We start from the raw sequence: 22811 nt of genomic DNA, 5'->3' as shown, positions 1-22811 counted from the left end.
CCGTGGGTATCGGTTGCGGTACGGGGGTGACAAAGCGTCGCTGCTGCCTTCACGGCTTCTCGATTCGACTGCACTCCAGGAAATATGAAAGATAATGAAATTGCATATACGGCGTGGGTGCCGGATCGTGGCATCTGCTGGCAACTCTGACCGGTGGCGTCACTGGCTACCGTGACGGTCCGTGACAGGCGCCGCATACAAGCCGAAGCTGATTGAGGTGGCGCTGCCGCTGGCGGCGATCAACGCTGAGGCTGCTCGGGAGAAGTCGATTCGGCATGGGCACCCGTCGACGCTGCACCTGTGGTGGGCGCGACGGCCGCTGGCTGCGGCTCGAGCGGTGATCTGGGCATCGCTGGTGGATGATCCGTCGGCCGAGGGGTACCGGGACCCGGGTGGCAACTTGCTGCTGACCGCGGATGCACAGGAGGCTGAGCGGCAGCGGCTGTTTCGGATCTTGGAACGGCTGGTCAAATGGGAGAACTCCAACGACGCCGATGTGCTTGCGGTTGCCCGAGCCGAGATCGACCGGGCGTTCCCAGAGGGACCTCCGCCGATCTTGGATCCTTTTGCTGGTGGCGGGGCGATTCCGCTGGAGGCTCAGCGGCTTGGGTTGACGGCTCTGGCGGGGGACCTGAACCCGGTTGCGGTGCTCATCAACAAGGCGATGATCGAAATCCCGCCTCGATTCGCCGGCCTGCCGCCGGTACATCTCGATGTTGACAAGAGCCTGACCACCTGGGAGCGGGCACAGGGGCTGGCGGCGGACGTGGAAGCGTACGGACGCTGGATGCGCGACGAGGCTGAACGGCGAATTGGGCACCTCTACCCGGATGCCATCGGCCCCGACGGCGAGAAGCTGACACCAATTGCGTGGATCTGGGCGCGGACGGTGGAATCGCCCGATCCGAGCTGGTCGGGCCATGTGCCGCTTGTGGCGTCGTGGACACTCTCCAAAAAGAAGGGCAAACCGACCGTCTGGATCGAGCCGTTCATCGACCGAGAGAGACAGACAATCAGCTACGGCATCCGCGAAGGTAGTGAGCCGAGTCAAGAACGCACCGTGAACCGAGGCAACGGAATATGCCTCGCTACTGGAGCTGCGATACCTGTGGAGCGCATTCGATCAGCAGGACGTCATGGCTTGCTGGGCGCCCAGTTGATAGCCGTAGTCGTGGAAGGCCCAGCTGGAAGGTTGTATTGCCCTACTTCGGAGAAGCAAGCTGCAGCTGCACAAGTCCCACTGCCCGATGCTGTTCCAAGGAGTGGGTTGGACCCGTATCCGCGCAGTATTTCGATCGATCTGTACGGCCTCGACGAGTGGTGGAAGCTGTTTACACCTCGTCAGCTCACGGCGTTAACTACTTTTTCGGACCTGCTGTGTGACGTCGCTGCCAAAGTGCTGGCCGATGCAATCGCTGCTGTTATGGCCGACGACGAGACTCGGCTGCGGGATGGCGGCCGAGGAGCGATTGCATACGCCGATGCCGTCGTGACCTACTTGGCGTTTGTGATCGACAAGTGCGCTGATTACTGGTCGACGATCTGCACTTGGCACAACAGTGGCGAGAAGATGCGCAACACCTTCGGGCGGCAAGCGATTCAGATGACGTGGGATTTTGCGGAAGGCAACCCGTTTTCGTCATCCACGGGAAACTGGATGGGGATGGTCAACTGGATAGTCAAGGCGATCTCACACCTCCCTGCAACGAACAGCGGAGCAAACGGAATCGCCACAGAGTGGCCGCATGGCGTGAATATTGCAGGCCAGGACCCGTCAGGCGAATGGAAGGAGGTAGCGGTACAGCGGGATGCCCGCACTCGCGTCGGAGAGCTGGCGGGCGTAGCCGTCTCGACTGATCCTCCGTACTACGACAATGTCGGCTACGCCAACTTGTCTGACTTTTTCTATGTCTGGCTTCGCAAGAATCTGGCGGATGTGTGGCCGGACGAGTGCTCGACGCTGCTGACACCGAAAGCGGATGAGTTGATAGCGAACCGCCACCGGGCCGGATCGAAAGAACAGGCCGCCGAGCATTTTGAGTCGGGTATGGCGGCTTTCATGGCAGCGCTGGCTGCCAAGACGAATGGTGATGTGCCGGCGACTGTGTACTACGCCTATAAGGCCACCGAGTCGGCCGACGGCGAGGTACGCAGTACCGGCTGGGATACCTTCCTGCAGGCGATCATCGACGCCGGCTTGCAGGTCACGGCGACATGGCCGATGCGAACCGAACTTGCCAATCGCCTTGTCGCGTCGGGCACCAATGCGTTGTCGTCGTCGATCGTTTTGACGTGTCGATCTCTACCGGCTCACGCGCCAATGGCGACGCGTGGGGAGTTCATCGCGGCGCTGCGGACCGAGTTGCCCGAAGCCGTGCGCATCCTGCAGTCCGGCAACATCGCCCCAGTCGACATGGCGCAGTCCACGATCGGACCGGGGATCAAGGTGTTCTCCCGGTACGCCAAGGTGGTTGAGGCTGACGGGACGGCGATGCGTGTGTCGGCGGCGCTGTCGATCATCAACGATGTGCTGGGTGAGGTGCTGGACGGCGAAGAAGCCGAATTGGACCGCGACACGCGGTTCGCACTGACCTGGTTCGCCGAGCACCAGTACGAACCGGGGTCCTCTGGCGATGCGGAGAGCGTGGCCAAGGCCAAGAACACGTCGCTTCAGGGGCTTGACGAGTCGGGCATCGGAGAGGCGCACGGTGGCAAGTTTCGGCTCTACCGGCGTGACGAACTCGAGCAGTCATGGTCACCTGCCGAGGACGACCGCTTCACCATCTGGGAGGCCCTGCAGTACTTGGTTGCTGCCTTGGAGCGCTCCGAGTCCGAGACCGCGGACCTGCTCCACACGCTCGGCGGCAACGGCGACCGAGCACGCCAGCTCGCCTACCTGCTGTACCAGAAGGCCAACGACAACGGCTGGGCCGCCGAGGCCAACGCCTACAACAGCCTCATCACTGCCTGGCCCAGCTTGCGGGAGGGTGCCCTCGCAGCCGCCGCTCGCGCCATCGCTCCTGCCCAGCAGGAGCTGCTGTGATCGCGGATGCGTCTGCACTGATGGCGGCGCGCCAGCAGGCGAGTGGTGGTGCCCTGGGTGCCCTGTGCCGATGTCACACCGTCGTGGTTGGGTAAGCGCATGAGTGCGGGCATCCTTCAGCACGCGTGGCCTAGTCCGTCGAGCATTGCTTCAGATGCTGCAACGCAGGCGCACGGTGTCTCAAAGCTCCGTCGGAGCCGAACCGCCTCAGTGTTGGCTGCGCCCGAAGTAGCTTGGCCGGCCAAGCCGTTCGGTAGCCGGGTGTGGCGGAGCTGATCGAGATGGGGCAAGTCGCATGAGCAGCGAGATCGTCCTTGCAGACTTCTTCTCGGGTTGCGGGGGGACCGCGCGAGGCTTCGCCGATGCCGGGGTGCGACCTGCGTTCGCCACGGACTGGGACGAGGAAGCTGTCCAGACATTCAAACTGAACTCTCCCGACGTGAAGACCGTCCAGCGTGACATCCGGCATCTCGGACCCCATGAGGTCGAGTCGGAGGCGCGCCAGATCGGAGAGCACTCCGCCAGCCATGTTGACAAGGCGCGCGGGTCAGGCAGCAGCATCCCGATCGAGCCATCCGAGGCACGGCTCTGCGGTGATGATGTTGCGGCAAGGAACGCGGCATGACTGGGTTCCGAGCCAGTGCGCGAGCGGTCGACATGCTTGGCAGGCAGCAGATCGCCAACCTGCCGACTGCGTTGAGCGAGTTATTCAAGAACGCGCACGACGCGTACGCCACATACGTCATCGCCGACTACCACCGCAAGCTCGACACGCTCGTGGTGAGCGATGACGGCGTAGGCATGGACCTTGCGACGTTTCAGGGGTCGTGGCTGACGATCGCCACGGAGTCCAAGCTGGAGCGCTCGCACATGGCCAAGCCACCGGGTATGCAGCCGAGAGTGCAACTCGGCGAGAAGGGCATCGGCCGTTTCGCCATCGGGGCGCTAGGCAGTCAAGTGCTAGTGGCATCGAAGCGGAGCGGCTACCCGGCGATCGCCGCGTTTGTGAATTGGCAGATGTTCGAGCTGCCGGGCATCGACCTCGACGAAGTGCCAGTGGGCCTGATCGAGCTAGATGCGGATGAGTTCACCGACGCTGACGTTCGTCGCCTCAAGGCCCCCCTGTGCGAGGCGGTGGAGCGTTTTCGGGGCAAGGACGGCTCGGGGACTTGGCAACGACAGCTTGACGACATTCGTTCGACGATTGACGCGCTGCCTGACGATCCACGCCGAGACATTCCAGGCTTGGACATACTCGGTGCGAACGGCACGACTTTTGTTATCTCGCCCGTATCGGACGAGCTCTCGGCCGAATTCGAGTCCCAGGGATCGAACGAGGCCTCCTTGTTCGACCGGACGCTGCACGGCTTCACCGATGACTGGCTCGGAAGCCCGACGACACCCGAGTTCTCAGTTGATTTCGTGGAACATCGCGGCGGGGGTGACAGCGAGAGTCGGCTCGATCCCGGTGATTTCTTTGAATCGCCTGACTTCGGCCGGGCGGATCACCACATACGGGGCGAATTCGATAAGGCCGGCAACTTCGCAGGCACCATCAGGGTCTTCGGTGAAGACGCAACCGGATTCGAGATCCCTTGCCCCGATGCCTCGCCACCGCGATGCGGGCCGTTCACATTTGAGGTCGGGGTCGTGCAAGGCATGGCCAGCGAGTCGATGCTCGATCCCGAAGCGTTCCGGGTCATGAACGCCAAGTTGCGCAAGCTTGGCGGCTTGTACGTCTACAAGGACGGGATTCGGGTGCAGCCGTACGGCAGGCCTGACGTGGACTACCTCGAGATCGAAGAGCGACGATCACTCGGGGCTGGCTACTACTTCTTCTCCTATCGGCGGATGTTCGGGGCCATCTGCCTCTCCAGCCAGCGAAATCCCGGATTGCGCGAGAAAGCAGGCAGGGAGGGTTTCGCCGGCGGCCGCGCCTACTCCGACTACCGGCGGCTGCTTGTGAACCTCCTCGTGGAACTCGCCGCCCGGTACTTCCGCTCCAATGCACCCGAAGTCGGCGCCTACGAGCGCGGCCGGGAGCGTCTCGTGAGAGAAGACCGGTTGCGCAAAGAACGCGACAGGCTGGCCGGTGCCGGCCGACGGAGGCTCAGGGGCCAGCTTGTTGCCGCGGAACGGCACTTCGACGCTACGGACATCGGCGACGAGGCTGCGGGCATCGTGGATGCCCTGCGTGCCGGCCTCGATGCTGCGGAACGCCTGCAACCAGCGACGAGACAAGTGAATGATGCCAAGCGGGCGCTCCAGCGGCTTGTCGAACCGCTGGCTTTCGACGAGCCCGAGGGGTTCGCCCCGACGGACGCGATGCGTCGAGACATGGCTCAGGTTGAGCGCGTGATCTCCGATGTTGAAAAGTCACACATCCAGCCTGCACTGCGAACCGTCGACGAACTAGCTGCGGCGGCCGAGGCCCGGCTCGCGGCCAAGGAGTTGGACGAACGCGAGCGCAGGGAATTTGTCCGGGAGCGCATTGGCTCCGTGCAAAGCCGCGTGCGTGAGGCGGAGAGCGAAGGGACGAGTGCCCTGGCTGCAATCAGCAGCAGTGTGAGGTCTGTTCTCGACGGTCTGCGGACCGACTTCGAACAGCGATTGCGGGCCTTGGCCGAGCCGAGCGCATCGGACGGTCGAGGCTGGATCGAGGAGCAGGCCGAATTCGAGCGAGAGCTCGACTTGCTGGGGGCCGATGCGAGCAGGGCATTCATGAGGGTCGCGAATCTTGTTCGCTCCAGCGGGGCTGTGTTCGACGTTGGCACGCCGACGCCGACCGAGCTCGCTGCTGCGGCGGATGCTGAGATCGTGGAGCTTCGAGAACAAGCAGATGCGCAATTGGAATTCGTGCAGCTGGGCAAGGCGCTGGCTGTGGTGGACCACGAGTTCAGCCAGACGGTGGCCAGCATCCGCAGAGATGTGCGGCGGGTGGGCTCGTGGGCCAAGAAGAACCCGCAGCTCGGCGGTCTCTACGAGGACCTGCGGCGCGACTTCGACCATCTCGACAGCTACCTCACTCTGCTGACTCCGATGCAGCGACGAATTAGACGCACCAAGACGACCATCAAGGGCAGCGACATTTCACGATTCCTCGGCGAGCTGTTCTACGAGCGAATGCGCGTCGCCGAGGTCACCCTCGCGCCCAGCCGTGGTTTTCAGGCCCTCAAGATCGAGGGGTACGCATCGACGTTCTATCCCGTGTTCGTCAATCTCGTGGACAACAGCCTGTATTGGATCGAGCAAGCCGCGCCAGGTGTGTCCGGCGTGATCGAACTCGAATGCGAGGGCGACACGGTTATCTATCGAGATAGCGGCCCAGGCATCGCCGACGACATTGCCGACCGTGTGTTCGACTTCGGCTTCACCACACGACCGGGCGGCAGCGGCCTCGGTCTTGCCATCGCTAGCCAAGTGCTCGACCGGGCGGGCTGGTTGATCAGTCTCGGCGATTGCCGCAATGGTGCTGAGTTCCTGATAGGCCCCCGACAGCCTCCGCGATGACCGCCATCAGTGACTACTTCCGAACTGCGCTGCTGATCGACGACCGCGTGGCCGCCGACTACGGGCCGCTCGAGCGACTTCAGAACCGATTCGTCGAAGACACGGGCAGGGACCCGGCACTGGGCCTCGTTGCGCCACCTGAGGAAGACGAGACACCGGTTCAACCAGCGCAACTGGTTCGCGCGTTCCTTGCATCCGGTGTGGTGTGCAGTGTGCTCGAAGCCGCCGACAGCGAGACGGTGCTGGTGCAGCAGGTTCTGCAAGGCGCGCAGATAGCGGACCTGCTGATACTCGACTGGCTCATCGATGGCGACGACTCGGCGACCGTCGAAGCCATTGACGCGGTAGCCACGCAGTATCCCGAACGTCTCACCGTCATCGTGGTGTTCACCGGAGCGCACAGCCTCAGCGGTGTCGTTCAGCGTCTCATCGATGCAGCCGAATTCGAAAGCGTGGATGACTGCATAGTCCGGCGGGAACACACGGTCGTACTCGTCTTCGGCAAGCCAGGTCCGCAACTGACTGGCGGGGAGGACCGACGGCAGCCCGACGTCGACTACGAGCGGCTGCCGAGAATGATCCGCGACGACCTTGAGTTGGTCTTCAAGGGGCTCATGCCTGAGTTCGCATTCAGCGGCATCAACGCTCTGCGCGAATCGGCACCGCGGATCCTTGCAACCTTCAACTCAGAACTGGACGCGGGTGCCTTGATCCATCGCGCGCTTCTGCCGGACCCCGACGAAGCAGCGGCGCAGTTCATTCGCTTGTTGAGCGGTGACATGGAGCTTGCGCTGCGCGATGCAGAGATGTCCAGCATCTGGGATATCGATGCTTCGTCGGATCCGCTTGCGAGAGCGACCGCATCTGGCGACGCAGGGCCGCTGGCAGCGAAGCTGCGACGTTCGCCGAGAGTTGCCGTTGGTCTCCAGAAGCTCAATGACGACGAACTGGTTCGCCAGGCGATCTCGCAGGGACTCGCCGGGACTGGGCTTGGCGATTCGGCGGTCACGGAGGCATCTGCCGACTTGGCGGCGGCGATGACTGACGCCGGGCCGTCCAACGAGAAACTTGCAGTTCTCATCGACTCGAACGGTTTTGGCGGCGCGCCGCCCCGGCTTGAGCTTGGCGTTGTTCTCAGACGTGAGCCAACGGCAGAGGAACTTCAGCAGGCTGGTCACGATGCCGGCCAGCACATGTGGCTGTGCGTTCAGCCCGTATGCGACAGCGTGCGGTTGCGGGAGCCGCGAGCGTTCCCGCTTGTTCCAGTCCTCGTGGACGCCGACACACCCAAGGCGATGATCTGCCCTCCTGATGGCGCGCCTACTGGCATCTCGTTCGTCACGCATCTGCATCAGCTGGAACAAGTGCGATTCGCGCCGAACATCGCTGAAGCGGTAGTCGCTCAGGGCAGTCCGCCGAACTGGCACTTCACCGACGAGGACGGCATTCGCTATCGCGTGGTCACTCGCTTGAGATCCGACCTAGCGGCTCAGGTGGTCCACACTCTTGGCTCGGCCGCCACACGCATCGGGACTGACCAGTCAGAGTGGCTGCGGCGAAGAGCGCGGTCGTAGGCCGGATTCGATTCGAGGACTCTTTCCGGCCAATTGAGCCGAGCGTCACAGTTTGATGCGGTGTGTCTCTGCCGAGGGGTTTCGGCGACAACGACGAATCGGGAGCGGAACGCGAGTCATAGCGTGTCGGCGTAGACGTTTTCTTGGTGCCAGGCCAGATAGGTGCTGTTGGGCGCGGCACGGCTGGGTGACCGTAGCTTCGACCGCAGCGCATTGCCGAAGTTGTGGTCAACGCCAGCATCGAGTGCCAAGCTGCGCTGCAAAGGCCCTGCTCGATGCACTCGCAGGCCGCCGTTGACCGTGATCAGGCCGACATCGAACGCAGCATCGTGCATCGGGCACGAGGCGATTCCGTTTGCAGCGTCCAGCCGCTCAGCGTTGTTAGAAACCGCCCACGGCTTGATGTGGGATGCGATCAGGAGCTTTTGACGCGGCAGCGAGCGGGGTGCGAAATCGCAAAATGCGCACTGGTGTCCGTAGTTCTCGAGCACATTCCTTGCGAATCGATGCTGTCCGAGTCGGATCTTCTGCTCTGCAACACGGAAAGTCTGTGCGTCATCTGTTGCCAACTGCCTCGCTCTGATCTGGGCGGCAACAGTTTCCACCGCCTCCATCAGAGGACCATGCGGCAAGTTGTCCTGGCAGAGCATCAAGGCGGTACCTGCCGTGTCGCGATCGACGAAGTCGGGCAGACGATCGGGGCCAATGCCCATCTGTCTGGCTGCCCGCACTACGCACTCGTAAAGCGCGGTGAAGTGGACCGGGTCCGCAGCCATCGCGTCGTAGAACGGCACGTCGCTAGCGGCACCGTTCGGACGTGAGTTGTCGAGATTCAGCATCTTGATGTTGATTGATCGCGTCGATCGATTGAACAATTCCGCTAGGTACGCGACTTCCTTTGGAATCAGGTGAATGTTGCGCCCGCCGAAGCGATGGGGATCGACGATGCGGAACAAGGCGCAGCACAGGACAACCTCAACCGAGTTGTACGGTTCCTGCGGCGATCGATGGACCCGCTGCAAGATGCGTCCCCACTGCCCACGTGCCTCGTCATCGGTCAATTCCAGAAGCGCTGCCAGCGAAGGCATGCGACGATGTTAAGCCTGCGACCCGCAGAGGTTGCTGGCAGTCAGGGTCTCCGGTGAGGGGAACCTTCGGTGCGCGACGACCGGTTCACGGTCTGGGAGGCGCTGCTGTACCTCGTTGGCGCCCTGTGTCCCTCCGAGTTCGAGGCCGCGGACTTGCTCCACACTTTCGGCGGCAACGGCGACCGGGCTCGCCAGCTCGCCTACTTGCTCTACCAGAAGGCCGACGACAAGGGCTCGGCTGCCGAGGCCAACGCCTGCAACAGCCTCATCGCCGCGTGGCCCAGCCTGCGCAAGGGCGCCCTCGCGGCGGCAGCCCGCTCCGCAGGGCCGTCTCAGCAGCAGTTGCTCTGATCGCTGCCAGAGCCGGTGCCGGGCCGAGGTGAGCGTGCCGGTTTGCGAGCCGGTCGATGTCGTCGCAGGCTGCGTCGTATGGCCTGTCGTGGGCAAGCATCTCATCACCATTGGCATTCACGTGACACCGCTCTGGTGAGATTCCCATGACGAAGTCTCCAGCCGCAGAGGGGGATCACCATGAACCGATCGCGAACCACCGCAGGTAGCGGACTTCAGGGATTGGGGGGCTGACCGTGGCTGCTGCAGTTGCCTTCCTCTTGCTGGCCCTCATCGGTGGCTGCCTCTTGTACCTGGTCATCAGCATCGCTCGGTGGCTGGGCGGGAGTCACGAGCCGACGTACGTCGTATTCGTCGAGGACGGTTCCGAAGTCCTCGACGATCCGGATGGAGGCGAACTGCAAATCGTTCCTGACAATGTGATTCAACTGCGGCTACCAGAGCGCCGGTCGCCGTACGTTGCCGCTCGCCTTCCGGGCTGATGCTTGTCACACCCCCCTGCTGAGATCGCGCTCGCAAGCACCCGATCTCGGAACCAGGAGACGATATGAGCCGCCGACGCACCGGACCGCAGGCAGCCGGCCCGATCTGCTTCGCGATCGCGCCGCGGGTAGGTCGCCGATGCGAAGCTACCGATGTCCATGCGGACCTGAGCGTGGCGTCCCGTGACGAACTTGCCGAGAGCGAGCTGGAGGCAGCACAGACGTGGGCAGCGCTGATCGAGACCCGCAGCAAACTGGCCTCGTGCAAGCGCGACCTCGACGAAGCCATGCGGGCGAACGATCAGCTTGTCAACCGTATCAGGCGGCTGCGCGGCCGAGTTGTCGAGCAGCACCACGAGTGCCGCCGAATGGGCGCCTTGCTTGCGGCCTCGAACACTGCGGCCGACTCAGCCGAACAGAACCGCGGGATCGCTGTCTACGCACTCACATCGGTCCGACGCGAACGAGATGAACTGGTCGCCGAGAACCGCCGGTTGCGCGCAGAGGCAATTGCGACCGTCTCGGAAGGTCACGACATCGGCACTGCGGGCAGCGAGGACCTGAAGCCGAGTCACACGGCCGAGACCGGTGATGCTGCCGAGCTGCGAATGCGTGTCGCAAATGCCGAACGGCGCACAGTGGAGGCTCTGCAACTTGTGCGCAGCACTCCCGATGGCAACCGGGTCCGCAGTGTCGCCGCGGCTATCGAAGCCGCCCAACAACACCTGCCGACGCTCAGCATTCCCCAAGCCGTAGCCGAGAATGCTGGCAGCACGCTCGACCAGTCAGGGCGTCGCGCCGCCCGAGGCAAGGCGGTGATGCGCGTGTTGCTCGCCCTTCACGCGTACGCGCTTGACGCCCATCGTGAGGGCGACTTCAAGCACTGGTGTGAGCGCCGTGGCCATGAGCACGCATGCAGCGCGAACCGTGTGGCGATGGGCGAATCAGAGTCCGTGACCAACGGGGAGAGATTCTGCAGGTCTCGGCAGCTCCCGGTCGACCAAGTGCTCGATCCGTCTGGTGCACGGCTGATGCCGGCTCACGTCAAGATTGACCAAGGGCCGACGGCGCCACGGCTGCATTTTCTCGACGACACACGAGGTGAGACCGGCAAGATCCACATCGGATACATCGGCCCGCACCTGCCGACCGCCACCGATCCGACGTGAGCCCCATGAGAATTGCCGCCTGCGGCAGCCCCACGCGTGCTACACGAGAGCAGCCTGCCGGACGACGATCACGGCGGGAGTCCGCGAACGCACCGGCATTCGCATCACAACGTTGCGACGCCATGCACGCGAGCCCATGCCGGGCCTCGAAAAGGGAGACAAGGATGGACCGCCGCCAAACACGTTCGGTGCCAGCGACGGCATCGCTCGCACTCATCGGGGAGTGTGACTGATGGCTCGAAAGCGGCGAAGCCCCCGCAGCCGAGTCACCCCCAAGGGCACCCGCCCCCAGGATGTGCCGCGGCTTCGGCAGATCGAATCCGAGACGCAACTTCATCTGCGCATGCTCGGCGAAGACGCTCTGCGTTTCTCCGAGGAGTTGAGCGACATCGACGAGGCCGATGTGCATGTGTCTCGCTTGATCGGCTGTGGCATCGCCACGGACTGGAATCGCGATGGCGTCAGCGCCGGGGCCGCAATGACGCATGCGAGATCCAACCCAGGCCCAGCTGGCGCAGTCATCGCGGCGGCGCTCGCCTCCTACGGGCCGCACGGCATTCGGGACAAGGCTCGTGGCGTGCTCGATCGCCATGTCGCCGACGGGGTCGCGGTGCCTGAGTGGGCAACGAAGCTGGGTATGGCTGAACCGGTGCGTGCCGTGAAGATCCGAGATGAATGGGACGAGCACTGGCAGTTGTTCATCGAGTACGCCCGGCCCGACGGATCGCGCCATGAGCTGTCGTTCGGCGTGCACCCGTTCTGCCTCGGTGTGCTCTTTGGCTTCTCGTTGCAGCCGGCGATCGCGGACAAGGACCGGAATCTTGAACCAGGTCATTCGCTGGAGGAGCTCACCTTGGCGCACGCGCGGACGATTCTCGAACCCGGACTTGAGCAGTTCGACCAGGCGCTGCGCGATCTAGCGGCGAGCGAAGGATGGGATGGCGACTGGGACGATGCCGACTGGGACGATGCCGAAATGCGCTCGCTTGTCGGCCAGCGGATGCAACTGCTGCCGGCCGGCGCGCAAGACGGTGATGTCGGCGGTGCTGATGCCGACCTCGACATCTTGGGCATCGTCGAATTCGTAGCTCAGCCGCTTGCATTGGGCGAGCACGTACAAGAACTCAGCGACCTCATGAGTTCCATGGCAACTTTCTCGCAGGTGTGCAGGGACCGCGATATGTACCACTGGACGCCGCTGAGAGTCGAGACGTTCGTGGCACTGTGGCTGCCTTCGCATGGCTGGATGTGCGACGAGTGCCAAGAGACGCATGAACACCCGCCTTACGAAGAGTGGTTCTCCACGGTCGAGTCGGCGTTTCCGCGCTGGTTGCGCTTTGTCGCGCAGCGCCACCACAGCAGCGAAGAGTGGCTCGAACCAAATTTGGCTGCAGCCCGTTCGTCCCTGCGGATGATGCGGCTCCAAGCCATCGGATCTCTTGGGTGCCTCAGAGTTGGTGCTGGCGCAGCCGGTTGAGGAGAACCGGCCGAATTCAGCCGAATCTTGCCTCGGCGGCTTCCGCCGTCATGTCAAGCAGTTCGCCGATGCGGCCCCAGGATGATCCGACGCTTCGTGCGTCGGCGACCAGCGTGCGGATCCGGTCGTGATCGGGGTTCCCCGTGGCCGCGGCGCGCTGCGCCGCGCACATCAGCCAATAGTCGGCGGCGGGATACACCGGATACTGCGACAGGTCCACCGATTCGAAGTAATCGGCGATTTCCTCGCAGTTGGCGACCATTTCTTCGACTGACATCTGCTGGAGGGTCTTGTCCATTGAGCTACCTCAGAAACCGTGGGCGAACCAGCATTGCGTGGAATATAACCACCGAGTCCGTGTCCACATCGTATCTGACGCCCAATTCGTAGGTGTCTGCCTCAACAGAGCCAAGCGGTTTTGCCCTGCACACACCTTGGGCCGTATCAGGTGTCGTAGCGCGCATGAATGACGTTTCTGGCCGAGCCGCAGACGCGACAGACACGAGGTGCTGCCTGCGGGCGCCGCACAGCCCGACATTGCAGTGGAATGATGTGGCGGCAGGTGAGTGCCGGTCGTCAGGAGGAGCGCAACCGATGGTGATGGCGAACGCTGAACGGGTATCGAAGGCGCTCGACCTGCTGGGCGACGGTCTTCGCCCCGAGTGCGAGCAGACCTGGCGAGGCTTTTACGGCGACGACTGGCTCGAAGTTCTCAGACGCCACATGGACGAACGCCGCGGTGATGCGTCCACCGCGGATGTGGCGTTCGTGCTGCGCGGCATGAAGGCCACGTGGAACGAGATCTTCGGACATGGCTTCTCTCCGTCGATCCGGTCGCTGGTGTTCGAGGTTGCCGATGCTCGCAACAACTGGGCGCACAGGCAGCAATTCACCACTGACGACACGGCGCGGGCCCTCGACTCCATGGAGCGATTGCTTGAGGCATTCGGAAATAGCGACGAGCGGCAGAAGATTCGCGGGCTGCGTCGCGACCTCATGCGGCAGATGTTCGACGAGGAATCACGCGCCGAGCGGCGCCGCACAGCAGCAAAGCCCACCGAGGGTCAGCCGTTGGCCGGCCTGACGCCATGGCGAGAGATCATCACGCCTCACGCCGATGTGGCGACAGGTCGTTTCAATCAGGCGGAGTTTGCTGCCGACCTGTACGAGGTCTCCCAGGGACGCGCCGACGACGAGTACCAAGACCCCGAGGACTTCTTCGCCCGGACGTACCTCACCGCTGGGCTGCGGGACTTGCTGGTCGGGGCGACCCGTCGACTCTCCGGCGGCGATGGCGATCCGGTCATCGAGCTGCAGACCAATTTCGGCGGCGGCAAGACCCACAGCATGATCGCGCTGTACCACCTCGCTTCCGGTATTGCTGCGACGAGTCTGCCGGGCGTCTCGGAGATGCTGGCCGAAGCCGAGCTCGAGCTGCCTGCGGAGGTCAACCGGGCCGTGCTCGTGGGACAGGTCATGTCGGTGTCCCAGCCCAAGCAGGTCAGCCCTGGAACGGCGTTGAACACCATGTGGGGACACCTCGCCTACCAGCTGGGAGGGCAGGAGGGCTACGAACTGGTCCGCACTGATGACGAGGCCGGCACCAACCCGGGCGAGTCGCTGCGCGAGCTGTTTCGGCGCTATGGCCCCGCGGTCGTGCTCATCGATGAGTGGGTGGCGTATGCACGTCAGCTGCCCGACGCCGGGCCCGAGGGTCGGAGGGTTGCGGCGGGCGACTTCGACACGCAGTTCACCTTCGCCCAAGCTCTTACCGAGGCAGCGGCGGCTGCGAACAACGTCGTGGTGCTCATCACGATCCCGGCATCTGACATCGAGACCGGCGGGCCGCGAGGACTCACGGCGCTGGAACGGCTGAAGAACGTCGTTGCCCGCACCGCGACCCAGTGGCAGCCGGCTACGGCAGATGAGTCGTTCGAGATCGTGCGACGGCGGCTCTTCGACCCCATCGCTCCCGATAAAGCACGAGTGCGCGATGGCGTCATCCGCGCCTTCTGCGAGATGTACCGCGATGCGGCCGGCGACTTCCCCTCTGGCACTGGAGAGGCTGATTACCGGCGGCGGATGGAGCTGTCGTACCCGATTCACCCCGAGCTGTTCGACCGGCTCTTCGAGGACTGGTCGGCGCTGGACAAGTTCCAGCGCACCCGTGGCGTGCTGCGGCTCATGGCCACCGCCATCTCTCAGCTGTGGCAGCGCGGCGACCAATCGCTGCTGATCATGCCCGGCAACCTGCCCATGGACTCAGGCACGGTGGCCAGCGAGCTGAAGAAGTACCTCGAGGAGGGCTGGGATCCGGTCATCAAATCCGACGTGGACGGCCCCAACGCGTTGCCGCTTCGCATCGACAGCGACTTCCCCCACTTCGGCCGGCTGTCTGCGACCCGCCGTGCGGCCCGCACCGTGTACATGGGCTCAGCCCCCCGTCCCGAGGGCAAGAAGGGCGTGGACGTCAAGTCCGTCGTTCTGGGGTGCGTGCAGCCGGGCGAGCCCGTGGCGCAGTTCGCCGACGCGCTGCGGCGCCTGTCGGACCGGGCCACGCACCTCTACCTCGACGGCTCGCAGTACTGGTACTCGCTGGTCCCCAACGTCACACGCATCGCAGGGGATCGAGCGGCCTCGAACTTCAGCGACCTCGACGCTGACGACGAGGTGCGGACCCGGATTGCCGGCCAGCGTGACCGGGGGGACTTCGTTGCAATGCATCCGTTCGCAGCGGGACCGGGCGACGTGCCCGACAACGACGACGGTACGCACCTGGTCGTACTGGCACCCGAAGCGACTCACTCCGCGGGCGATGAGAACTCGTCGGCAGTGAAGCTGGCGGCGCGCATTCTTGCCCAGCGCGACGCAGGTCCGAGACTGAACCAGAACCTGCTGGTGTTCGTCGCGGCCGCGGCGAACCGGCTGGCTGAGGTGCGTGTTGCTGCCCGCTCGTTCTTGGCGTGGCAGTCGATCGTCGACGGTCACGAATCGCTGGATCTCACAGCGCAGCAGAAGCGCCAAGCCGACAGCAAGCTCGCAGATGTCTCCAAACAGGTCGACAGCCTGATTGCCGAGACATTCACCCAGGTGCTCGTTCCGTCCCGCGCACCGGGTACGGCTGACATCGTCTGGCAGACAACGAAGGCATCCACCGCCGGTGACCTTGGCGAGCGGGTCAGCCGCAAGCTGGCCAGCGAGGAGAAGCTGATTGCCCGCTACGCCGGTGTGCGCATCCGCATGGATATCGACCGTTCCAACTTGTGGTCTGAGCGAGGCGACATCGCTGTCGGGGAACTGTGGGACGCCTATGCGCGCTTCCCGTACATGCCCCGCCTAAAGTCTCGGGACGTCCTCGAGCACGCCGTCAGCGACGGTGCCGCCAATCTCAACTGGCAGCAAGAAACGTTCGCGTATGCCGAGGCACACGACGGCAATAGCTGGGTCGATCTCCGCACCGCTGAGCACGTTGATCCGACAGTCGGTGGCCTGCTCATCCATCCCAACCATGTGCCGTTACCGGAGCCGACCCTGCCTGTCACCGGCGAGAGGAACGGCGGCGATCCACCTGAACCCGAGCCACCGCCTGAGGGCGATCCACCTGATCACCAACCGCCTGCAGACCTGGAGTTGGCGCCGGCGCAGTTCTACGCGCACTTTCAGCTAGATGCAGTCCGCGGCATCAAGCAGCTCAGTGACATCCTTGACCACGTCGCCGCCCACCTGGGCCCCAACCTTGAACTTGCGCTGGAAGTCCGAGCAGAAAACGCCGACGGCTATGACGACTCAACCCGCAGAACCGTGAGTGAGAACGCCCAAAACCTCAACGCCCAAGCCGCCGAGTTCGAATAGCGACACTGATGCGCGATCGCGGCGAGCAGAATGCCGCTCGTGGACGATTGCATCTTCTGCAAGATCGCGGCCAGTGCCGAGCCGAGCCACGTGGTCTTTGAGGACGAGAGTCATCTCGGGTTCTTGGACATCTTTCCGAACACCGAGGGTTTCAGCGTCTTGATCACGAAGGAGCATCACCCGAGCGACGTCGCGAGAGCGGATGCTGAGGTGGTCTCCGAGCTGATGAAGGCAGCGCGCCTCGTGGTTGCCAAGATCGCTCGTGCCTACGACGATGTCGACCGCTGCGCCGTAGTGATCGAGGGAATGATGATCGACCACCTCCATGCCAAGGTCATACCGATGCACGAGACAGCGGGCCGGCGGCCTGACCCCGGCGACGAGATGACCGCCCGGGGAGATCAATTCTTCGAGGCGTACCCCGGCTACATCACCACCAAGATCATGAATCGGCAGGCTGACGAGGACCACCTGGCTGCGGTGGCCGCGAAGATCAACGCGGCGGAGTGCCCTTAGTTGGATCCTGCGCCGACTGCAAGAGCACCCTGTGAACTGAGCGACCCATAGATTTGTGGTCCATGGGTATCGCGATTCCATTTCCGGAGACGCTGCCACGGGGCTACGAATGGCTCGATGATGAGCCGGCGTTCGATCCCGACCGGCATCTGCAGCTCGAAACGCCCGCCGAGGTGCTCATGCTGGCTGACCTCGGCTACGGCGACGCTGAGATTGCCACGAAGGCCACACCGGTGGCGCTGTCGTCGCCGTTCCGGATGCTGAGCGACGAGGGCGCGGCCGTCATGCTGGACACGGCCCGGCGCCTGCGGTGCTTCGCCCGACCGGCAGGGGAACGGATCGAGCGGACGGTGCGCGGCGGCTGCTACCGCTCACGCTGGCTGCGCGACCTGTGCCTCAGCCCCGAGGTGACAGCGCATCTCGAAGCGATCTACGGCATCGAGATTGCCCCGCACCCGATGCCGGTTCATCTCGGCCACCTCAACTACGAGCCGTCACAGATCGACAGTCCCATCGATAAGTGGCATCACGACACGCTGCCCCTCGACTACGTACTCGCAGTGACCGACCCCGCCGAGGTCGCCGGCGGCCGCTTGGAGTGGTTCCGGGGCACCAAGCACGAGGCTGCGGAACTTGCCGGCGCAGGCCAACAGATACCGGCAAACCGCACCGTCGCTCCCGAATTCCCGGGGCCCGGATACGCCGTCGCGCTGCACGGTGACATGGTTGTGCACCGGGCAGGGCCGCTCTCCGAGATGTGCGAGCGCGTCTCGATGGTGAACGGTTACGTGTCGCTCGACGCCACTGTCGACGAGCAGAGCCGCACCTCCAACCTCATTGACGTCGACGACCACGAAGTGCTCTGGACCGAGTGGGCCAAGTTCGCTGCGTGGCGGACGCAGGGGCGCTTGGCTCGCCTCGTTGAGGGGCTGGAATTCACCTCCGACCCCGACATCGTCATTGCTGAGCTGGAGCACGCGATCGGCGACGCGCAGCGAGCGATGGACGAGATGCGCGCCCGCGAGCGCGGCCTGCACCACTACGGCGACTGATCACCCCTCCACTCGGTCCCCGGCCAGGTCGCCGTTTGGGTCATCGGGCCGTGGCCGTGGCCTGACGGTGGCGCGGAATCAACGGCGGATTTGCGATGCTGGCACGATGCAGACGCAAATGCTCATCGGAGGCAGCTGGCTGGCTGGAGACTCAGCAAGCCGGTTTGACGTGCTCGACCCCGCCACGGGTGACGTCGCGGCAAGCGTTGCGGCGGGAACGCCAGCAGACGCAGCAGCCGCATGCGATGCGGCAGCCGCTGCGCAGCCGGGTTGGGCCGCTGAGCCGCCGCGGGTCCGCTCGGAGATCCTGCGGGAATCCCACCGCATCCTCGTTGAGCACACCGACGAGCTGGCCGATCTGATCACGCTCGAGAACGGCAAGCCCCGCGCCGACGCAGCGGGCGAGGTGGCCTACGCCGCGGAGTTCTTCCGCTGGAACGCCGAAGAGGCGGTCCGCATTCACGGCTCGATCAGCGTCGCCCCCTCCGGTGCCAACCGGATCATCACCCGGCACCCACCGGTCGGCGTCGTGGCGATGATCACGCCGTGGAACTTCCCGGCGGCGATGATCACCCGCAAGCTGGCCCCGGCGCTGGCGGCCGGCAACACCGTGGTCATCAAGCCGCCGCGCGAAGCCCCGCTGACCTCGCTGCGAGTTGCCGAGCTGCTGGCCGAGGCCGGCGTGCCGCCTGGTGTCGTCAACTTGGTGCCGACGTCGAACTCCGGTGCCTGGCTCGATGCCGTCGTCGACCACCGCGCCGTGCGAATGCTCTCGTTCACCGGCTCAACCGAGGTCGGCCGGGTATTGCTGAAGCGCTGCGCCGACCGGGTGCTCAAGGTGGTGATGGAGCTCGGCGGCAACGCGCCGTTTGTCGTGTTCGCTGATGCCGATCTCGAAGCTGCCACCGCTGGCGCCATGGTCGCGAAGATGCGCCACTCGGCCGAGACCTGCACCGCCGCGAACCGGTTCTTTGTCGAAGCGTCGGTGCATGATGAGTTCGTCGAGCGACTGGCGACAGCCATGGGCGATGTGAAGGTTGGCAACGGCCGTGACCCCGGTGTGGGCTGCGGGCCGATGATCAATGCCGCGTCAGTGGACAACATCGATCGGCTCGTGCGCGCGGCGATCGACGGAGGAGCGCAAGCGGTCACCGGCGGCCGGGCGATTGACGGCCCGGGTTTCTTCTACGAGCCGACCGTGCTCGGCGGCGTCGACCCCGCCGCGCCTATCACCCGGGAGGAGATTTTCGGACCGGTCGCGCCCATCTCCAGCTTCACCGACACCGACCAGATGATCGCCGCCGCAAACGACACCGAGATGGGCCTCATCGGCTACGTCTACACCCAGGACCTGGCCAAGGGTCTGGCGGTCAGCGAGCGCATCGAGGCCGGCATGATCGGCCTGAACCGCGGCGCCGTTTCCGACCCTGCAGCGCCCTTCGGCGGCATGAAGCAGTCAGGCCTCGGCCGCGAAGGCGCCAGCGAGGGCATTTACGAGTTCTGCGAAACCCAGTACATCGCCGCCGAGTGGTAGCCGCGATTAACCGCGCCTAGTGCGCGGCGCGGGAGTCTCAGTCCAGGAAGCTGGGGTCGCGCTCGAGGACCTTGTCGTAGATCGGCTGGTAGCTGAACCAGCCACCCAGTGGGCTGCCGACCTGCGTGGCGGTGAGCTTGGCCGATTCGTGGGGGATCGAGATCGGCGTGCCCGCAGCCTCGGCCAGAAGCTGGCTCTGGCAGGTGCGCTCCATGGTGATGAACCACCACGCCGCCTCCTCGACCGTGTGACCGACCGTGAGCAGCCCGTGGTTCTGCAGGATGACTGCCTTGCAGCTGCCGAGCGCCCGACCAATGCGCTTGCCTTCTGACGTGTCGAGCACCACGCCGGTGAAGTCGTCGAACAGGGTGTGGTCTTCGTAGAACGCGCACGCGTCCTGGGTGAGCGGGTCGAGCAGACGGCCCAGGCTGGACCACGTCTTGCCGTAGAGCGAGTGGGTATGGGCCGCCGCGATCACGTCGGGCCGCGCCTTGTGCACTTCGCTGTGAATGGCGAATGCCGCCTGGTTCAGCGGGTAGCGCCCCTCCACGATGTTGCCGTCGTGGTCGACGAGCAGCAGATCCGACACCTTGATCTGGCCGAACCCCACGCCGAAGGGATTCACCCAGAAGTGGTCGGTCAGTTCGGGGTCTCGGGCGGTCACGTGCCCGGCCACGCCCTCTTCGAAGCCGAACAGCGAGAACGCCCGATACACCGACGCCAACCGCTCCTTGCGGTGTTGCCGCTCGGCCTCGACCGTGTCGAACGTCGGCGCTTGGGGGATCGGAATCTCCGTGAAGGGGTTCGCGGCGGTGTCGCAAGTTGTCGTAGTCACAGGGGAAATCGTAGAGCGCGCAGTTCCCGGCGACCTGAGGACCGGGCCACCTACAGTCATCCCGATGAACAGCGCCGACGGTGCCCGAAGCAGTGATTCGCCGGTTCGATGCCTCGATGGGGTCCGTGTTGTCGAGCTGACCACGGGCATCGCCGGTCCGTACGCAGCGCGCCTTCTCGCCGATCAGAGCGCCGATGTGGTGAAGGTGGAACCGCCGAGCGGGGACCCTTACCGCAGCGACCCGGGCTTTCACGCCGTGAGCCGCAACAAGCGCTCGGTGGTTCCTCAGGGCGTCGAATGGGAGCGCGCAGCTCTGACGGGCTGCATCAGCGGACCGCCGGCGTCGCTGCCCGGCATCCTGCGGCCGACAGCTGCATCTCTCGCTGCGCCAATGCTCAGCGAACTGCTGGGTGGCGCCGATGTGGTCTTCGCTCCCGACGGGCCTACCGCGGCCGCCGCCCGCAACGTCGCAGCGGGAGCAGTGATCATCTCATGTCCGACGTGGGGCGACAGCGGGCCCTATGCGACCCGCGCCGGCACCCCATCCCAGGTAGCTGCGGTCACAGGCATCGGCTGGAACCAGATCAGCTACTCCGAAGGACCCGTCGAGCTGGTGGTGCCGCTCGCTTCCTATGGGGCCGGAATGCTGGGCGCGATGGCCGCTGCCGCAGGCCTGTACGCCAGGCGAGCCCACGGGGCGGCGCCCACCTACACCGTGTCGGAGGTGTCCGGCTCAGGTGGCATGCAGATCGGCGACTTCGAGATGCCGGAGATGGCCGGCTTGGATCGCGACGGCTCGTGCCCGCTCGGCTCAGCGGGACGGCTGCCCGTCTACCGGCTGTTCCGCGCCGCCGACAATCGGTGGATGTTCGTTGCGTGCGGAACACTGCCCTTCTACGTGGCGATGCTGCGAGCCATCGGCCGGGAAGACCTGCTGGGAGACGAGCGATTCCCCAACCCGCCGTGGGGTTTGCTCGACCTTGAGCCGCTGGCGGAGATCACGCCGATTCTCGAGGACGCGTTCGCCGCACGCCCGCTCGACGAGTGGCTGGAGATCTTCGGTGCGTACGACGTGCCGTGTCAGCCGACGCAGACCCGTGAGGAATTCATGGCGTCCCCGCTGGCGGCTGCCAACGGACTTGCGACCACCGTGGAGCACCCCGATCTGGGGACAGTGCGAACCCCGCCGCAGCCGATGTGGATCGACAGGTGCGACGCTGTCGAATTGCAGCCGGCCCCACGCCTGGCCGAGCACACCGGCGAGGTTCAAGCCGAGGTCGAAGCTGGCGCATGGGCCGCCCAACCGGGTCCCGACCTATCGGCAACGAGCGACGCGCCGTTGGCGGGCGTGAAGGCCGTCGATCTCAGTTCGTTCATCGCGGGACCTGTCATCACCCGCCATCTTGCGATGCTGGGCGCGGAAGTCACCAAGATCGAGCAGCCCGGCGGCGACCCGTTCCGCATTCTCGGCCCGTACTTCAACGGCTGGAACCAGTCCAAGCGCTCGGTCTGCCTCAACCTCAAAGACGCTGCCGACAACGCCGTCATGGCACAGCTCGTCGCCGATGCCGACGTCATCGTCGAGAACTTCCGTCCCGGTGTGGCCGAACGGCTCGGATGCTCCGACGAACAGCTGCGCCGGATCCGTCCCGATGCCGTGCTGGTCAAGAGCCCGGGCTACGGCCGGGACGAGTCAATGGCAGAGGTGGCGGCGTTCGACCCGCTGCTGCAGGCGCTGGGCGGGATCATGGCCGCGCAGGGGGGCACCGATGAACCGGTCTTCCTGACTGTCCCAGTGCACGACGCCGCCACGCCGATGATCGCCGCGTTCGGCGTGCTGTGCTCGCTGTACCGGCGATTGGCCGACGGCGAGGGCCGGACGGTGCGCACGTCGCTCACCCAGACCGTCATGGCGGCCCAAGCTGCCGAGTTCGTGTCCTATGACGGACGCCCCGAGACCGAGCTGGGCGGTATGGACTACCGGGGCGCCGGCCCCGACCGCACCTACGTGGAAGTGCCGGACGCCGACGGGCCCGGGTGGGTCTGGCACGAGGCGACGCCCGAGGGCACGAGCGATTTGCCCGCAGAGCGACGGGGCTTTGTGGGGTCTGAGGTCGCGTTCGCTAACGGCCACGTAGTCGATCTCCCCGAAACCGAATGGGGACCCATGACCCAGGTCGGCTCGCTCATCGGCGGCATCGACGTGCCGATGGGCCGCGCCCCATTCCTCGACGAGCACCGTGCCGAGATCCACGACGAGCTCACGTCACGGCGGACCGGCGGCGCCCAGCCTGCACCGGTCGACTGACAGGCTCTTGGCAAGGCTCG

The 22811-nt window shown here is 64.7% G+C and carries 16 protein-coding genes; 13 read left to right on the top strand and 3 right to left on the bottom strand.

Translation table 11 applies throughout. The annotated features are described in order from the left end of the window. The first annotated feature begins 181 nt into the window (after positions 1-181). From ACOCMM_RS13090 to ACOCMM_RS13075, 4 genes are all read left to right on the top strand, one after another. On the top strand, positions 182-3043 hold the full coding sequence (locus ACOCMM_RS13090; RefSeq protein WP_419553582.1) for a DUF1156 domain-containing protein: 2862 nt from the start codon (positions 182-184) through the stop codon (positions 3041-3043). Positions 3044-3338: 295 nt separating this feature from the next. Continuing rightward, positions 3339-3668, top strand: a complete 330-nt coding sequence (locus ACOCMM_RS13085; protein WP_419553581.1) for a DNA cytosine methyltransferase — start codon at positions 3339-3341, stop codon at positions 3666-3668. Then, positions 3665-6553 carry an ATP-binding protein gene (locus ACOCMM_RS13080; RefSeq protein WP_419553580.1) on the top strand — a complete coding sequence of 963 codons (2889 nt, stop codon included), beginning with the start codon at positions 3665-3667 and terminating at the stop codon, positions 6551-6553. Before ACOCMM_RS13085 ends, ACOCMM_RS13080 begins: the two co-directional genes overlap by 4 nt. Further along, on the top strand, positions 6550-8127 hold the full coding sequence (locus ACOCMM_RS13075; protein WP_419553579.1) for a response regulator receiver domain: 1578 nt from the start codon (positions 6550-6552) through the stop codon (positions 8125-8127). Before ACOCMM_RS13080 ends, ACOCMM_RS13075 begins: the two co-directional genes overlap by 4 nt. A 116-nt stretch (positions 8128-8243) precedes the next feature. Here the strand turns inward: ACOCMM_RS13075 and ACOCMM_RS13070 are convergent, their stop codons facing one another. Continuing rightward, a complete protein-coding gene (locus ACOCMM_RS13070) occupies positions 8244-9215 on the bottom strand; it encodes an HNH endonuclease (RefSeq protein ID WP_419553578.1) in 972 nt (323 codons plus the stop codon). 69 nt (positions 9216-9284) lie between these two features. Here ACOCMM_RS13070 and ACOCMM_RS13065 point away from each other — a divergent pair, with 69 nt between their 5' ends. The 4 genes from ACOCMM_RS13065 to ACOCMM_RS13050 all read left to right on the top strand — a co-directional run bounded on the left by ACOCMM_RS13065 (position 9285) and on the right by ACOCMM_RS13050 (position 12694). Continuing rightward, complete coding sequence (locus ACOCMM_RS13065) at positions 9285-9566, top strand: hypothetical protein (protein ID WP_419553577.1); 282 nt, start codon at positions 9285-9287, stop codon at positions 9564-9566. 236 nt (positions 9567-9802) lie between these two features. Further along, the gene (locus ACOCMM_RS13060) at positions 9803-10048 is read left to right on the top strand and encodes a hypothetical protein (RefSeq protein ID WP_419553576.1); all 246 of its coding nucleotides are present in this window, start codon (positions 9803-9805) and stop codon (positions 10046-10048) included. Positions 10049-10113: 65 nt separating this feature from the next. Next, positions 10114-11217: a hypothetical protein gene (locus ACOCMM_RS13055; protein ID WP_419553575.1), complete on the top strand. Its 1104-nt coding sequence runs from the start codon at positions 10114-10116 to the stop codon at positions 11215-11217. Between the two features lie 232 nt (positions 11218-11449). Next, a complete protein-coding gene (locus tag ACOCMM_RS13050) occupies positions 11450-12694 on the top strand; it encodes a hypothetical protein (RefSeq protein WP_419553574.1) in 1245 nt (414 codons plus the stop codon). 16 nt (positions 12695-12710) lie between these two features. On the opposite strand, the gene ACOCMM_RS13045 is transcribed toward ACOCMM_RS13050, so the two are convergent. Beyond that, entirely contained in the window at positions 12711-12992 is a 282-nt protein-coding gene (locus ACOCMM_RS13045) for a hypothetical protein (protein ID WP_419553573.1), read from the bottom strand. Positions 12993-13288: 296 nt separating this feature from the next. Between ACOCMM_RS13045 and ACOCMM_RS13040 the strand changes: the two genes are divergently transcribed. The 4 genes from ACOCMM_RS13040 to ACOCMM_RS13025 all read left to right on the top strand — a co-directional run bounded on the left by ACOCMM_RS13040 (position 13289) and on the right by ACOCMM_RS13025 (position 19648). Then, positions 13289-16546 carry a DUF499 domain-containing protein gene (locus tag ACOCMM_RS13040; protein WP_419553572.1) on the top strand — a complete coding sequence of 1086 codons (3258 nt, stop codon included), beginning with the start codon at positions 13289-13291 and terminating at the stop codon, positions 16544-16546. Positions 16547-16585: 39 nt separating this feature from the next. After that, positions 16586-17062: an HIT family protein gene (locus ACOCMM_RS13035; protein ID WP_419553571.1), complete on the top strand. Its 477-nt coding sequence runs from the start codon at positions 16586-16588 to the stop codon at positions 17060-17062. Positions 17063-17124: 62 nt separating this feature from the next. Further along, on the top strand, positions 17125-18114 hold the full coding sequence (locus ACOCMM_RS13030) for a hypothetical protein (protein ID WP_419553570.1): 990 nt from the start codon (positions 17125-17127) through the stop codon (positions 18112-18114). A 106-nt stretch (positions 18115-18220) separates the two neighbouring features. Then, on the top strand, positions 18221-19648 hold the full coding sequence (locus tag ACOCMM_RS13025; protein WP_419553569.1) for an NAD-dependent succinate-semialdehyde dehydrogenase: 1428 nt from the start codon (positions 18221-18223) through the stop codon (positions 19646-19648). Between the two features lie 37 nt (positions 19649-19685). Here the strand turns inward: ACOCMM_RS13025 and ACOCMM_RS13020 are convergent, their stop codons facing one another. After that, positions 19686-20483: a class II aldolase/adducin family protein gene (locus ACOCMM_RS13020; protein ID WP_419553568.1), complete on the bottom strand. Its 798-nt coding sequence runs from the start codon at positions 20481-20483 to the stop codon at positions 19686-19688. Between the two features lie 64 nt (positions 20484-20547). Between ACOCMM_RS13020 and ACOCMM_RS13015 the strand changes: the two genes are divergently transcribed. Continuing rightward, positions 20548-22791: a CoA transferase gene (locus tag ACOCMM_RS13015; RefSeq protein WP_419553567.1), complete on the top strand. Its 2244-nt coding sequence runs from the start codon at positions 20548-20550 to the stop codon at positions 22789-22791. The last annotated feature ends 20 nt before the right edge of the window (positions 22792-22811 follow it).

The organism is Candidatus Poriferisodalis sp. (assembly GCF_965198245.1).
In the GTDB taxonomy this organism is placed as follows: Bacteria; Actinomycetota; Acidimicrobiia; order Acidimicrobiales; family Poriferisodalaceae; genus Poriferisodalis.
This window is presented reverse-complemented; position numbering and strand designations above follow the sequence as displayed.